Source organism: Streptomyces sp. NPDC005574 (genome assembly GCF_040605435.1).
GTDB lineage: Bacteria > Actinomycetota > Actinomycetes > Streptomycetales > Streptomycetaceae > Streptomyces.
In genome coordinates this window covers 65,763-80,050 of record NZ_JBEXCW010000011.1, presented here as the reverse complement: position 1 = coordinate 80,050, position 14,288 = coordinate 65,763, and the positions used below count along the sequence as shown (strand labels likewise).

Annotated in this window: 8 protein-coding genes; 1 reads left to right on the top strand and 7 read right to left on the bottom strand. The window is 71.9% G+C overall.

Going from position 1 to position 14,288, the window contains the following annotated elements:
* Nucleotides 1-54 precede the first annotated feature (54 nt).
* Together ABZT03_RS10675 and nrdR are read right to left on the bottom strand one after the other, a co-directional pair.
* A complete protein-coding gene (locus tag ABZT03_RS10675) occupies nucleotides 55-2,961 on the bottom strand; it encodes a vitamin B12-dependent ribonucleotide reductase (RefSeq protein WP_356036460.1) in 2,907 nt (968 codons plus the stop codon).
* A 161-nt stretch (nucleotides 2,962-3,122) separates the two neighbouring features.
* On the bottom strand, nucleotides 3,123-3,701 hold the full coding sequence (nrdR, locus tag ABZT03_RS10670; protein WP_356036458.1) for a transcriptional regulator NrdR: 579 nt from the start codon (nucleotides 3,699-3,701) through the stop codon (nucleotides 3,123-3,125).
* A 566-nt stretch (nucleotides 3,702-4,267) separates the two neighbouring features.
* Here nrdR and lexA point away from each other — a divergent pair.
* The gene (gene lexA / locus ABZT03_RS10665; protein ID WP_356036456.1) at nucleotides 4,268-5,047 is read left to right on the top strand and encodes a transcriptional repressor LexA; all 780 of its coding nucleotides are present in this window, start codon (nucleotides 4,268-4,270) and stop codon (nucleotides 5,045-5,047) included.
* Between the two features lie 190 nt (nucleotides 5,048-5,237).
* On the opposite strand, the gene ABZT03_RS10660 is transcribed toward lexA, so the two are convergent.
* The 5 genes from ABZT03_RS10660 to ABZT03_RS10640 all read right to left on the bottom strand — a co-directional run bounded on the left by ABZT03_RS10660 (nucleotide 5,238) and on the right by ABZT03_RS10640 (nucleotide 14,209).
* Complete coding sequence (locus ABZT03_RS10660) at nucleotides 5,238-7,295, bottom strand: ATP-dependent DNA helicase (protein ID WP_356036454.1); 2,058 nt, start codon at nucleotides 7,293-7,295, stop codon at nucleotides 5,238-5,240.
* Between the two features lie 311 nt (nucleotides 7,296-7,606).
* Nucleotides 7,607-8,422: a GNAT family N-acetyltransferase gene (locus ABZT03_RS10655; protein ID WP_356036452.1), complete on the bottom strand. Its 816-nt coding sequence runs from the start codon at nucleotides 8,420-8,422 to the stop codon at nucleotides 7,607-7,609.
* 106 nt (nucleotides 8,423-8,528) lie between these two features.
* Nucleotides 8,529-10,472 carry an IucA/IucC family protein gene (locus tag ABZT03_RS10650; protein WP_356036450.1) on the bottom strand — a complete coding sequence of 648 codons (1,944 nt, stop codon included), beginning with the start codon at nucleotides 10,470-10,472 and terminating at the stop codon, nucleotides 8,529-8,531.
* A 466-nt stretch (nucleotides 10,473-10,938) separates the two neighbouring features.
* Entirely contained in the window at nucleotides 10,939-12,411 is a 1,473-nt protein-coding gene (locus ABZT03_RS10645) for an aminotransferase class III-fold pyridoxal phosphate-dependent enzyme (protein ID WP_356036646.1), read from the bottom strand.
* A gap of 850 nt (nucleotides 12,412-13,261) precedes the next feature.
* Nucleotides 13,262-14,209, bottom strand: a complete 948-nt coding sequence (locus tag ABZT03_RS10640; RefSeq protein ID WP_356036448.1) for a polysaccharide pyruvyl transferase family protein — start codon at nucleotides 14,207-14,209, stop codon at nucleotides 13,262-13,264.
* Between the last annotated feature and the right edge of the window lie 79 nt (nucleotides 14,210-14,288).

Below are 14,288 nucleotides of genomic sequence, written 5' to 3'. Positions count from 1 at the left end.
CGGCGCCCCTCGTCTCAGGGCGTGTCAGTCAGACGGGGACGGGTCCCTGCCGGGTCAGCTGCAGCCGCTGGTCGAGCCGCAGCCCTCGCAGATGTAGCAGGAACCGGCTCGCTGCATCTTCGTACCGCAGGAGAAGCACAGCGGGGCGTCGGCCTGGATGCCCAGCTGCATCTCCACCAGCTCGGCGCTGGTGTGCGCCTGCTGCGGGACGGGCTTGACCGCCTCGATCTCGGCCTTCGGGGTGGCGACGGCCTTCAGCTCCTGGGTACGCGGCGCCGACTGGGCCAGCCCCTCGACGTCGACCTCGTCGTCGATGGACTGCTCGTAGGAGCCGGTCTCCAGGTGGCGCTGACGCTCCTCGGCGGAGTGGATGCCGAGCGCGGAGCGCGTCTCGAAGGGCAGGAAGTCGAGCGCCAGGCGGCGGAAGATGTAGTCGACGATCGACTGGGCCATCCGCACGTCCGGGTCGTCCGTCATGCCGGCGGGCTCGAAGCGCATGTTCGTGAACTTCGAGACGTACGTCTCCAGCGGGACGCCGTACTGCAGACCGACCGAGACGGCGATCGAGAAGGCGTCCATCATGCCCGCGAGCGTCGAGCCCTGCTTGGACATCTTCAGGAAGACCTCGCCGAGACCGTCGTCCGGGTAGGAGTTGGCCGTCATGTAGCCCTCGGCGCCGCCGACCGTGAACGACGTCGTGATGCCGGGCCGGCCCTTGGGGAGGCGCTTGCGGACCGGGCGGTACTCGACGACCTTCTCGACCGTCTCGCGGATGGTCGCCTCGGCCTTGGCCGTGACGGCGTCCTTCTCGGCCGTGCCCTTGTCCTTGGTCTTGGCGGACAGCGGCTGGCCGACCTTGCAGTTGTCGCGGTAGATCGCGAGCGCCTTGACGCCCATCTTCCAGGCCTCGAAGTAGACCTCCTCGACGTCCTCGACGGTCGCCGTCTCCGGCAGGTTGACCGTCTTGGAGAGGGCGCCGGAGATCCACGGCTGGATCGCGGCCATCATGCGGACGTGGCCCATCGCGGAGATGGAGCGCTCGCCCATGGCGCAGTCGAAGACCTCGTAGTGCTCCGGCTTGAGACCCGGGGCGTCCACGACGTTGCCGTTCTCGGCGATGTGCGCGACGACCGCCTCGATCTGCTCCTCCTGGTAACCCAGACGGCGCAGAGCCTGCGGGACGGTGCCGTTGACGATCTGCATCGAGCCGCCGCCGACCAGCTTCTTGAACTTGACCAGGGCGAGGTCGGGTTCGAGGCCGGTGGTGTCGCAGGACATCGCGAGACCGATGGTGCCGGTCGGGGCGATGACCGACGCCTGCGCGTTGCGGAAACCGTTCTTCTCGCCGAGGTGCAGGACGTCCTGCCAGGCCTCCGTGGCGGCGGCCCAGATCGGCGTGTCCAGGTCGTCCACGCGGACGGCCTTCGTGTTCTCGTCGGCGTGCTGCTTCATGACACGCAGGTGCGGCTGCGCGTTGCGGGCGTACCCGTCGTACGCGCCGACGACCGCGGCGAGTTCGGCGGAGCGGCGGTACGAGGTGCCGGTCATCAGGGAGGTGATGGACCCGGCGAGGGCGCGGCCGCCGTCGGAGTCGTACGCGTGGCCGGTCGCCATCAGCAGGGCGCCGAGGTTGGCGTAGCCGATGCCGAGCTGGCGGAAGGCGCGGGTGTTCTCACCGATCTTCTGGGTCGGGAAGTCCGCGAAGCAGATCGAGATGTCCATCGCCGTGATGACCAGCTCGACGACCTTGGCGAAGCGCTCGACCTCGAAGGACTGGTGGCCCTTGCCGTCGTCCTTGAGGAACTTCATCAGGTTCAGCGAGGCGAGGTTGCAGGACGTGTTGTCCAGGTGCATGTACTCGCTGCACGGGTTCGAGCCGTTGATCCGGCCGGACTCCGGGCACGTGTGCCAGTTATTGATCGTGTCGTCGTACTGGATGCCCGGGTCGGCGCAGGCCCACGCGGCCTCGGCCATCTTGCGGAAGAGCGACTTGGCGTCGACCTCCTCGATGACCTCGCCGGTCATGCGCGAGGTGAGGCCGAACTTCGCGCCCGTCTCGACGGCCTTCATGAACGCGTCGTTCACGCGGACCGAGTTGTTGGCGTTCTGGTACTGGACGGACGTGATGTCGTCGCCGCCCAGGTCCATGTCGAAGCCCGCGTCGCGCAGGGCGCGGATCTTCTCCTCTTCCTTCACCTTGGTCTGGATGAAGTCCTCGATGTCGGGGTGGTCGACGTCGAGGATGACCATCTTGGCGGCACGGCGGGTGGCGCCACCGGACTTGATGGTGCCCGCGGAGGCGTCGGCACCGCGCATGAAGGACACCGGACCCGAGGCGTTGCCGCCGGAGGACAGCAGTTCCTTGGAGGAGCGGATGCGGGAGAGGTTCAGGCCGGCGCCGGAGCCGCCCTTGAAGATCATGCCCTCTTCCTTGTACCAGTCGAGGATCGACTCCATGGAGTCGTCGACGGACAGGATGAAACAGGCGGAGACCTGCTGGGGCTGCGGGGTGCCGACGTTGAACCAGACGGGGCTGTTGAAGCTGAAGATCTGGTGCAGGAGGGCGTACGCCAGCTCGTGCTCGAAGATCTCGGCGTCGGCGGGCGAGGTGAAGTACCTGTGGTCCTCGCCGGCCTTCCGGTACGTCTTCACGATGCGGTCGATGAGCTGCCTGAGGCTCACCTCGCGCTGCGGGGTGCCCACGGCGCCCCGGAAGTACTTGCTGGTGACGATGTTGACCGCGTTCACCGACCAGAAGTCGGGGAACTCCACGCCGCGCTGCTCGAAGTTGACCGAGCCGTCGCGCCAGTTGGTCATGACGACGTCACGGCGCTCCCACGCGACCTCGTCGTACGGGTGTACGCCGGGAGTGGTGTGGATGCGCTCGATACGCAGTCCCTTGCTCGCCTTGGTGCCCTTGGCGCGGGAACTCCGTGCCGGACCACTCGCCGTCTCTGTCATGCCGCCTCCCTGTACGGGCGAAAACGCCCTGAAGTGCCCTGATGTTCCCGTGGCACGTTGTTCTGTCTGGTGTCGCGGGCATTGACGCGCTGCCGCCCGCGACAGATCTGTCGCCGCCGTCCGGCCGGTTCCCGGGTCGCCGCCCGGTACCGGCCCGCCGGTCAGTCGGCGGCGTGGGCGGGTTCGGGGACCTGTGCGGTCCCTCCGGACCCGCGGTCCTCACCGGGGCTCCCCGTGGCGGCGCCCTTGCCGCCGGCGGTGCCCTCGCGGTCCTCGTCGTCCGCGGCGGGCGGCCCCGTCTGTTCCCTGAGTTCCTCGATCGCGGCCGCGAAGTCCTCCAGCGAGTCGAACGCCCGGTAGACGGACGCGAACCGCAGGTAGGCGACGAGGTCCAGCTCCTGCAACGGGCCGAGTATGGCCAGCCCCACGTCGTGGGTGGTCAGCTCGGCGCTCCCGGTGGCCCGCACCGCCTCCTCGACCCGCTGGCCGAGCTGGGCGAGGGCGTCCTCGGTGACAGGTCGTCCCTGGCATGCCTTGCGCACGCCGTTGATGACCTTGGTACGGCTGAAGGGCTCCGTGACTCCGGACCGCTTCACCACCATGAGCGAGCACGTCTCCACGGTCGTGAAACGACGGGAGCAGTCAGGGCACTGGCGGCGCCTGCGGATCGACGTGCCGTCGTCGGTCGTACGACTGTCGACCACGCGGCTGTCGGGGTGCCTGCAGAAGGGGCAGTGCATGAGCTTCCAACCCTCCTCACAGCAGACTCAACAACCTCGAAAGGCCCCTCGGGCCCCCCGAAGCAGCCCCAAGCATAGGCGATCGCCAGGGACTCGGAGACCCGAGGGACCACAACTTCTGGGCCGCTGCCGCAATCCAACCACTAGATGTGGGGATTGGCTCATACATCCAGGCGGTGAAGGCGTGTCGCGCGTGGGAGGCGGGTTGCCGCAGGGGCGCACCCCTTTCGAAGACACGCACGCGCCGCAGCCGTACCGCTGCGGCGCGTGCGGAGATACCGTGGGCGCCGCAAGGAGGTCGCGTGGGACTCCCGCGCGAGCGGGGGTCGGTTCGCGGTCGACGGGATGCCGGATGGCAGACTGAGGCAGCACCCCACGAGGTCGTCGCCCCGGCGGTGAAGAGTACAGCGATGGACCTCTTCGCCCGCCAGGCACCGCGGTAGCTATACACCCAGACACGTGATCAAGTCAGACACTTCACGGTTTTTCACTCGAACGTGTGTTTGGCGCAACCTTTCGAAAGCTACTACCGTTGTCCAGCAGGGAGACCATCGAGAGGGGCCGACGTGACCACCACCGCAGACAGTGCCACCATCACTGCCCAGGACCGCTCCCAGGGCCGACTCGAGCCGGTGCATGCGATGAACGAAGCCGCGAATCCTGAGGTACACAAGCGCTCCCTGCCAGGGCGACCTCCAGGCATCCGGGCGGACAGCTCCGGACTCACGGACAGGCAACGCCGGGTGATCGAGGTCATCAGGGATTCCGTGCAGCGGCGCGGGTACCCGCCGTCGATGCGCGAGATCGGTCAGGCGGTCGGCCTGTCCAGCACCTCGTCGGTCGCACACCAGTTGATGGCACTGGAGCGCAAGGGCTTCCTGCGCCGTGACCCGCACCGGCCGCGCGCCTACGAGGTGCGTGGCTCGGACCAGGCGGCGTCGGTGCAGCCCACCGACACCGCGGGCAAGCCGGCCGCGTCGTACGTTCCGCTGGTCGGCCGCATCGCCGCCGGTGGCCCGATCCTGGCCGAGGAATCGGTCGAGGACGTCTTCCCCCTGCCCCGGCAGTTGGTCGGCGACGGCGAGTTGTTCGTGCTGAAGGTCGTCGGTGACTCGATGATCGAGGCGGCGATCTGTGACGGCGACTGGGTCACGGTGCGCCGTCAGCCGGTCGCCGAGAACGGCGACATCGTCGCCGCGATGCTCGACGGCGAAGCCACCGTCAAGCGCTTCAAGCGCGAGGACGGCCACGTCTGGCTCCTCCCGCACAACTCGGCGTACGAGCCCATCCCGGGTGACGACGCCACCATCCTCGGCAAGGTGGTGGCGGTACTGCGGCGCGTGTGACGGCTACGGCGGGCGGGCCCGAGCGGCCCCCCGCCCTCTGACCGGGCCCCGGGACCCCTGCGCCGGTTCCGGGGCCCTGCGCTGTCCGCGTGCGGTTGGGCCCGAGGGCTCCGGGGGCGGAAGCATTGGATCAGGAACCGGGCGACCTCGGGGCCGGAGGAGCGACCTGCGATCGCCCGGCCTTCCGCGGTCACTCCGCGTCGGTTTCTTCCGCCTTGCCCGCCACGGCTTCGTCCGCCTTGCCCGCTGCGGCTTCGTCCGCCTTCTTCGCTGCCGCTTCTTCGGTCTTCTTCGCCACGGCGTCGATCGCGGTCAGCGACCTGCGGACCTGGTTGCGGTCCGTGGTGTACCAGAAGTCGGGCAGGGACGCCTTCAGGTAGCTGCCGTACCGGGCCGTGGCCAGCCGCTGGTCCAGCACCGCGACCACACCCCGGTCCCCCGTCGCCCGGACGAGACGGCCGGCGCCCTGGGCCATGAGCAGAGCGGCGTGGGTGGCGGCGACCGCCATGAAGCCGTTGCCCCCGGCGTCCTCCACGGCCTTCTGGCGGGCGCTCATCAGGGGGTCGTCCGGACGCGGGAACGGGATCTTGTCCATGACCACCAGCTGACAGCTGGGACCGGGGACGTCGACGCCCTGCCACAGCGACAGCGTGCCGAACAGGCAGGTCCTCGGATCGGCCGCGAAGTTCTTGATCAGCTCGCCGAGGGTCTCCTCGCCCTGGAGCAGGATCGGGAACTCCGGAATGCGCGTGCGCAGTTCCTCCGCGGCGAGCTGGGCGGCCCGCATCGAGGAGAAGAGCCCCAGCGTGCGGCCGCCGGCCGCCTGGATCAGCTCCGTCAGCTCGTCGAGCATGTCCCCGCGGTCTCCGTCGCGAGCGGGCCGCGCCAGGTGCTTCGCGACGTACAGGATGCCCTGTTTGGGGTAGTCGAACGGGGATCCGACGTCCACGCCCTTCCACTGCGGCAGGTCGTCTCCCTGGGTGCCCTCGGGGGCGAGGCCGAGGGAGGCGCCCACGCCGTTGAAGTCGCCGCCCAGCTTGAGGGTCGCCGAGGTCAGGACCACGGAGCGGTCCGTGAACAGCTTCTCCCGCAGCAGGCCCGACACCGACATGGGGGCCACGCGCAGGGAGGCGCCGAAGCGGTCGTGCCGTTCGTACCAGACGACGTCCCACTCGGAGCCGTTCGTGATGCGCTCCGCCACGTCGTGCACGCTCTCGACGGAGGCGAGTGCCTGCTTGCGGACCGCGTCCTCGTCCTGGACGGACTTGTCGCGGGTCGCGCCGATCGCGGAGATGACCGTGCGCGCGGCGTCGCGCAGCGCCATGAGGGCGTAGCCGAGGTCCTCCGGGACCTCCTCCAGGCGGCCGGGGAGCGCCAGTTCCATCAGCCGCTCGAAGCCCTCGGCGGCGGTCTGCAACTGGTCCGCGGCCTTCTCGTTCACGAGTCGTGCGGCGCGCCGCACGGCGCGGTTGACCTGGCCGGGGGTGAGTTCGCCCGTGGCCACTCCGGTGACCCGCGACACCAGTTCGTGCGCCTCGTCGACGATCAGCACCTCGTGCTGCGGGAGCACCGGCGCGCCCTCGATGGCGTCGATCGCGAGCAGCGCGTGGTTGGTGACGACGACCTCGGCGAGCTTGGCCCGCTCACGGGCCATCTCCGCGAAGCATTCGGCGCCGTACGCGCATTTGGAGGCGCCCAGGCACTCCCGCGACGAGACCGACACCTGGGCCCACGCACGGTCGGAGACGCCCGGGGTGAGGTCGTCGCGGTCGCCGTTCTCCGTGCCGTCCGACCAGTCGCGCAGGCGCAGCAGGTCCTGGCCCAGTTTGCTGGTGGGGGCGGCCGCCTCGAACTGGTCGAAGAGCCCTTCCTCCTCTTCCTGCGGGACGCCCTCGTGCAGGCGGTGCAGACACAGGTAGTTCGACCTGCCCTTGAGCATCGCGAACTCCGGGCGGCGGCGCAGCAGCGGGTGCAGTGCGTCGACCGTGCGGGGCAGGTCCCGCTCCACGAGCTGGCGTTGCAGCGCCAGGGTGGCGGTCGCCACGACCACCCGCTCCCCGTGTGCGAGGGCCGGCACCAGGTAGCCGAGTGACTTTCCGGTACCGGTGCCGGCCTGCACCAGCAGGTGGGCACCGTCGTCGATCGCCTCGGCGACGGCTTCGGCCATGGTCACCTGGCCGGGGCGCTCCGTACCGCCGACGGCAGTGACGGCAGCGTGCAGGAGTTCAGGGAGTGAGGGCTTCGTCATAGCCCGACCACCCTACGGCCCGGCACTGACAAACGGGTGATCACGGGGACGGCCAGGGAATGGATCAAGACCGGGTGCCCTTCGGTCGCGGATCACTATGGATCATTCGCTGGAGGGGAGAGTCCGAAAGGGACCGGTTCGATTCGCATCGGCTTCGGACCGGGATCGAGCCGAGGTCGCATCGGGTGCGGGTGCGGGTCGGGCTCGGGTACGGGTCGGGTTCGGATCGCGTACGGCTCGGGTTCGGACGACTCTTCGGGGAGAACGGGAGTGCGTCGGGGGCCGGGGTCCCGCACGCGGTACGCGCGGTCCTACAACACCCGGCGCAACGACCGGTCCCGGATCACGAGGGCGGCCCGTTTGGCGGGCAGGTCGATCTCGGCGGAGAAGCGGAACCCGGCGCTGAGGAAGGAGGCGACAGAGGGGACGTTGCGAAGGTCGGGCTCCGCGACGACGCGGGCGCAGGCGGGCCGTCGGTCGAGGACGAGGTCGGCGACGGCTCTCAGAAGGGTGCCGCCGAGTCCGCGCCCCCGGTCCGCGACCCCGCCGATGAGGAGGTGGACGCCGGTGTCGTGGGGCCGGGCGGGGTAGTGGCGGGCGAGCGGGTCGAGGTCGGCGCGGTAGATCTCCCAGTAGCTCATCGGGGTGCCGGCCAGCATGCCGACGCACGGGACGCTGCGGCCGTCCCCGTCGACCTGTTCCCGGACATGGCGTTCCGCCGCGGACTCGGGGCCGGCCAGGTCCCAGAAGGCGGCCACCGCGGGGTCGTTCATCCACCGGCTGATGAGGGCGAGGTCCCGTTCGAGGCGTACGGGGACCAGCTGGAAGACACCCGCGGGCGTGCCGGTCGGCCCCCAGCCGGCCACGCCGTCGAGCAGGTCGTCGGCGGTGGACGCGGCGGCGGGTGACGCCGCCGCCTCTCCGGGGCGGCTCGCCGGTCCGTCCGGGTCGAGTCGGCCCTGCTCGATGAGCGCGAGCAGTTCGTCCGGCAGCCGCAGGTCGAGGGTGTCCTCGCTGTCGCTGCCCGCGCCGCCACCGGGTGCGGTGGGGTCCTCACCGGTGACGGTGTCGGCGTCGGCGTCGTGGGTGAGGGGGACGGTGCCGGTGCTCGCGTCGTTGGGAGGCACGGCGACGCTCCTTTCAGGAGTACGGGTGGTTCGTGTTCCGCGGTGCGCGGGAGGGGCGGGGTCCCGCAGCCGGTCGCGGGTGGATCAGGTGGCAGGCCGGGGACGGTCAGACGGCGAGTGGGTTGGCGATGGTGACGTAGACGGACTGGGTGTCGACCGGGCCGACGAGCTCGTCGAGGCCGTGCAGGCGGGTCAGCAGGTTCGCCTTGCAGCGCAGGACCGGGGCGTCGAGCAGTCGGGCGGGGAGTGTGGTGCGCGGCCGGGCGGGGCCGCGGGCGATGTCGGTGAGGAAGCGCCGGAACGCGGCCAGCAGCAGGTGTTCGTCGGCCAGGCGTTGGGAGCCGAACGCGCCGATGAGTCCGAGGACGTTGTTGATGCCGAGGTAGTAGGCGAAGCGCTCGTCGGTCACGTCGTCGGGCACGAACGTGTCGCTGTGCTCGCCGATGCCGGGCAGCAGGGCGTCCAGTTCCGCGCGCCGGGACTGGCGGAAGTAGTAGCCCTGGTTGTCGCGGTAGCGGCCGCCCCTGGGCCAGCCGGCGGGATCCAGGAGCACCAGGGTGTTCTGCTGGTGGGCTTCCAGCGCGATGCCGGCTTCCGCGTCCAGCCACAGCACCGGGCGGACGACCTGCTCCAGGTAGCGCAGGAACCACTCGGCGGCGACGGCCCCGGCCGGGCGGCCGGTGCGGCCGGCGAGGCGGTGGACGAGCTGCGCCAGGCGGGACCGTGAAGCCGGCCGGTCCGGCTCGGCGTGCCCTCCTGCCGCACCGGATCGGGCAAGCGGGCGGGGTGAGACGAGTCCGGCGACGCAGGAGACGTCCGTGGACGGGCTGAACGGGTTGTGGCGGATCACCGCGTCGAGTCCCTGCACGGGGGTGCCGTCGGGGGCGTCCACAGCGACCCACGCCGGGTCGCGCACGATGTCGAACCCCGGATGCGCGGCCTGCCACCGCCTGGACAGGCCGCCGCGCAGGAGCCGGTGCACTTCGACGCCCCGGTGCAGTTCCTTGCGGAGGTTCTCGCGGCGGGAGTTGGTGATGCGCAGTCCCAGCGACAGCTTGAGCATGGCCGCGGCGCCGGACCTGTGGACGGTGCGTACGGAGGAGGTGGGGTACCAGGCGGGGCCCTGTGGGCCGAGGTCGCGGAGCAGTCCGGCGTCGAACAGGCCCGCCACCGAGGCGCGTTGGCGGACCTCGCGCAGTTGCCAGGGGTGGGCCGGCAGGGCGGCGTAGCCGTCGGGCAGGGGCAGCGAGGTGTCCGCGAGGCGTGCGGTCAGCAGGGGTGCGGCGAGCGGGCGCCCGCGTTCGGTCCAGGCCGAGTCGGTGGCGAGGAGGGCGGGGGCGACGGCCAGCCAGTGCGGGACGAAGGAGCCGTACAACTCGGGTGAGTAGAGCGGTGCCTCGGACTCGGAGAGGCCCTCGCGGCTCTTGGGGGCGGGGTGCAGGGGATGTCCGAGAACGAGTGCCTGCTCGGCGGCGAGGAAGAGGTCGGGGTCACCGGCGGGGCGCATCCGGCAGGCGCTGATGAACATGGCGGTACGGCGGCGGGAGTCGGCGACCCGTGCGACCAGGTCGGCGCTGTCGGTCGCCGCGGTCGCGTGGGACGGGCGGGATGCTCCTGAGTGGGGGTTCGCCGGGCACGGTGCCTCCGGGCGGGCGGCCTCCGCGGCAGGGGCCTTGGCGGCGGGGGCCTGCGCGGGGGCCTTCGCGCGAGGGGTCGGCAGGTGCGGGTCCGCCGGGCGCGGGGTCGCGGACGCCTCTCTGGCGAGGAGTGCGGCGATCGTGACGGCGTCGGCGGGCGGGGAGTGGTCCGGGGCGCCTGCCAGGAGGGGGCGGCCGAAGCGGTGCCATCCGGTCGGGGACCAGTGGCGGACGGGGACGAGCAGGGCGGTGCCGCTGGCGGGGAGCGGGATGCGGAGGGGACCGCCGGCAGGGTCTCGGAGGTCGGCCTCGCGCACCCAGCAGCGCAGCAGGTTCTCCACGGTGGCGGCTTCGGCGGCGGCGAGGGGGTCGGGGTGCTCCAACGGGTCGGGGTGGTCGTGCGGCAGGGACACGAGGGACTCCTGGTACTCGGGAGCGCCCGATCCCTTCACCGGACCCACGTCCGAAGCCGGACCGGCGTCCGAAGCCGGACCGGCGTCCGAAGCCGGACCCGCATCCGAAGCCGGACCCACGTCCGAGACCGGACCTGCGTCCGAGGCCCTGTCCCCCGTGGAGGTTCGCTGTCGGGGATCCGTCGCGTCGGACAGACGTGGCAGCGGCCCGAGGGTGCGGCCGTCGGAAGGGGAGGTGGCGTTCAAGGTCGAGGTCCTCGGGTTGAGCTGGGCTGGGCTGGGTGCGTGAACTCGAATCGAGTCAAGTGCGTTGACGGCGGCTTGTGTTGACGCTGGTGAAGAACCACTGCGGCAGGCCAGGCAGGCTCGAACTCGGTGGGGAGACGGAACTCACCGGCGGATGTCAGCTCCGGGCGCGGTGCGGCCGCGGGCGGGTCGGCGGGCGGTCGCGCGGCTCGCCTCGGGCTCACCCCGCGCGCTCGGCCGGGTCGCCGTGCCGCCGGGGCCGTCGGTGCGGTGGAGGCGTCCGGCCGCCGCGGGTGGGCCGGCGGGCCACCTCCTCGACCGCGTCGGTGAGACGGTCGAGTACGGCGGCGGCCTGTTCGTCGCTGATGGTCAGCGGCGGCAGCAGTCGTACGACATTCGCGTGCGGGCCGCCGACGTCGACGATCAGGCCGCGGCGCAGGCACTCACGCTGGACGGCGGTGGCCAGAGCGGACGCGGCCGGCCCGGAGCCGGGTGAGTGATCCGGCGCCCGCGTCCCTGCCGCGTCCACGGGGGCCACTTCCCGCTCCCCCGGCGCGACTTCGGGACCGACCGGTGCGGCTTCGGCGCCCGCGAGCGCGACTTCGTGGTCCGCCCGTGCGACATCCGGGTCCATCAGCTCGACGCCGATCATCAGGCCGCGCCCCCGGACGTCCCGGACGCACGGGAACCGGGCCGGGAGGGAGCGCAGTTGGGCGAGCAGGCGGTCGCCGAGGGTCGCCGCCCGGCGAGCGAGTTGGTGGCGGCGGACGTGGGCGAGGGTGGCGGTGCCCGCGGCCATGGCGAGCTGGTTGCCGGGGAACGTGTCGCTGCGGCCGTCGGATCGCCGTACGTCGAGATCCTCGCGGTAGACCAGTACGGCGAGGGGGAGGCTGCCGCCGATGGCGTGGGAGAGGACCATCACGTCGGGGGTGACTCCGCTGTGGTCCACCGCCCAGAAGGCGCCCGTCCGCCCGACCCCGGTCATGGACTCGTCCGCGATCAGCGGTACGGACCGGGCGGCCGTGAGTCCGCGCACGCGCCGCGTCCAGTCGTCGGAGGCGGGAAGCACCGCGCCCTCCCTGTGGACGGGGTCGAGGACCGCTCCGGCGGGGAGCGGCAGGCGCGGCACGGGATGGCCGAGACCGGTCCCGTCCCGGCGGGAGGTGAGGTCGAGGGCGCCGAGGATCTCGGCGCGCCCGGTCGCGGTGCGTACGAGACGGAACGCCGCCTCCATCGCGTCCTCGCCGGCCGGTCCGCAGAACCGCACGCGGGCGCGGTCGGCGAGGCCCGGCGGCAGGGTGCGGAACAGTTCCTCGGTGAAGGCGTCCCGCACGGGTGTCGTCAGGTCGGGGACGAGCAGGGGTGCGCCCGAGTCGAGGACCTCGCGGATCGCGCCGAGGACCACGGGGTGGTTGTGGCCGAGTGCCAGGGCGCCCGCGCCGGAGGCGCAGTCCAGGTACCGGCGGCCGTCCGCGCCCTCGATGGTCAGACCGCGCGCCCGGACCGGCACGATCGGCAGGGCGCCCGCGTAGGTGCGGGCCGCCGGCTCACGCGTCGTCTGCCGCCTCCCGACCCCCTCGCGCGTGGGGCACGGGCTTCCTCGGTGTGCGGGGTGCGCGCCCGCAGGGCCGCGGGTCACGCCCACCGCCTCGCAGGGCCCTCCGGGCGCAGACTCGGCGCGGAACACGCCCATCGCCTCGTAGCTTCCTCCGGGCGCAGACTCGGCCACGGCCACCGTTCCCGTCCTCCCGCTGTCCACGGACGAGGGGTCCTCGCGACCTCGTCCACCCCCGAATACGTATCCCCGCGAGCGTCGAGTCGATCTGTCGACGCCCCGGCGACCTGAGTGCAGGGGACCGGACACCGTCAGCAGGACCCCATGGCTACCAACCGCGGACCGTCCGGCGGGTTACGGGTTGCCGCAAGATCATCGCGGTCCCCCGGATCCCCGCCCGCGCGAGAGCTCACGGGGTTCGCCGGGCCCCAGCGGGCGCACGAGACCTCCACGGGGTTGTTCACGCGAAGGCGACGCGGCGCGGATGCTGCGCCGATGAACAGTCCCCCACCACCGTCACAGAAGGTGACTGATCGTCATATGCCCTCATTGCGTGGCCTTCACCTGTTTGAGGCGATGCGGCACCCAGGGGACCGTGGCCATCCGGCGACCGGCTCGGAGAGGGAAGGGCGAGAACCGTTCACCGCGTGGCCGCGTCGCCCGCTGCCGTACGCCCTGGCTCGCACCCGCGCCCTGGCCGCCGACGCCCGCCACGACCCGTCCGCCCGCCGCGCCCTGCGCGAGGCCGTGGCCCGCCTGCCACCGCCTCGCACGCCCGCCGCCCGCTGCCCCCGCGCGTGGAGCGGGGAGCCCGCACCGTGGAGGGACCCGCGGAGGTTCGGCGTGACGGCGACGGCGACACTGCACCGTCGTGACTGACTGTCCATCACTAATGGTCGCGCGCGTAGCAGACTTGGCACCGCCGTGCGGGCACGGAACCCCCAACACCCCTTGGTGCAACCGGCGTCCCGCCAAGCCACCCCCGCACCTACCCCGCCCGGTCCTCAAGACGTGTCCACAGCGTCTCCACCAGCCGGTCGGCGCCGTCCCGGACGACTCCCTCGCGGAACTCGGCGGCCATCTGCCGGGCGATGACCGGGCCGGTGGTCAGGCACCAGTGCCACCAGCGGTCCAGCTCGCGCACGTCCAGGCGTTCCGCGGGCACCAGCGCGGGCCAGTCGCAGGCCCGAGCCTGCGCGGCCAGCTTCGCTCCGGACGGAACCGGATCGACGGCCAGCACCGGGACGCCCGCGCGCAGCGCCAGGACCAACCCGTCCAGCCGGTCCGTGACGACGAGGTCCAGGCGCGTGAGCACGGACTCGAACTGGGCGGGCGTCGCGCACCGGCGCCAGTCGCGGCTGTCGAGGCGGGTGTCGAGCTCCAGGCGGGCGCAGTCCTTCCCGGCCAGCCAGGCGGTGACCTCCCCGGCGACCCGGTCGGGCCGTCGCCGCTGGCCGGGCTCGTGCCGGTCGTGCGTGAGGACGACGCCGACGACCGGTAGGGGCGGAGCCGCGGGTGCCCGCGTCGCCAGGTCCCGGCCCGGTTCGATGTCCGAGGCGTCGTGGGCCAGGACGCGGTGGAAGCCGGTCACGGCGGGGCCGCCGGGCGCGATGACGGACGTACCGACCGCGATCCGCACGCAGTGGGCGAACCGCCGGTGCAGGTGCTCGATCTGCTCCCCGTGCAGCGGACCGCACACGAAGACGAGGTGGGAGTAGTCCTCGGGCCGCACGTCGTCGAGGTGGAGGGCCTCGGGCCGGAACTCGGCGCTCCAGGCGACGTCATGGGTGATGCCGGCCTGCCCGAGCACGTCGCTGACCCGCTCCAGGGCCAGTACGTCCCCGGCGGTCGCCTCGCCGTGCGGGAAGCTGAACCATCCGGTCAGCAGCACCTTTCCGCGCGTTCCGGGAAGTGCTCGCAGCAGTAGTTCGTGCATAGTGCGACCGGGTTCCCGCCGGGGCGGAAGGCAATCACCGGTGCCGGAGCGATCCCGCGGTGGACGGCCAGGTCAGGCA

Bases quoted from the DNA above. Each gene is read 5' to 3' on its own strand.
- ABZT03_RS10640 (WP_356036448.1), bottom strand. From the start codon at position 14,209: ATGCACGAACTACTGCTGCGAGCACTTCCCGGAACGCGCGGAAAGGTG.
- ABZT03_RS10675 (WP_356036460.1), bottom strand. From the start codon at position 2,961: ATGACAGAGACGGCGAGTGGTCCGGCACGGAGTTCCCGCGCCAAGGGC.
- ABZT03_RS10660 (WP_356036454.1), bottom strand. From the start codon at position 7,295: ATGACGAAGCCCTCACTCCCTGAACTCCTGCACGCTGCCGTCACTGCC.
- nrdR (WP_356036458.1), bottom strand. From the start codon at position 3,701: ATGCACTGCCCCTTCTGCAGGCACCCCGACAGCCGCGTGGTCGACAGT.
- ABZT03_RS10645 (WP_356036646.1), bottom strand. From the start codon at position 12,411: ATGGGCGTGTTCCGCGCCGAGTCTGCGCCCGGAGGGCCCTGCGAGGCG.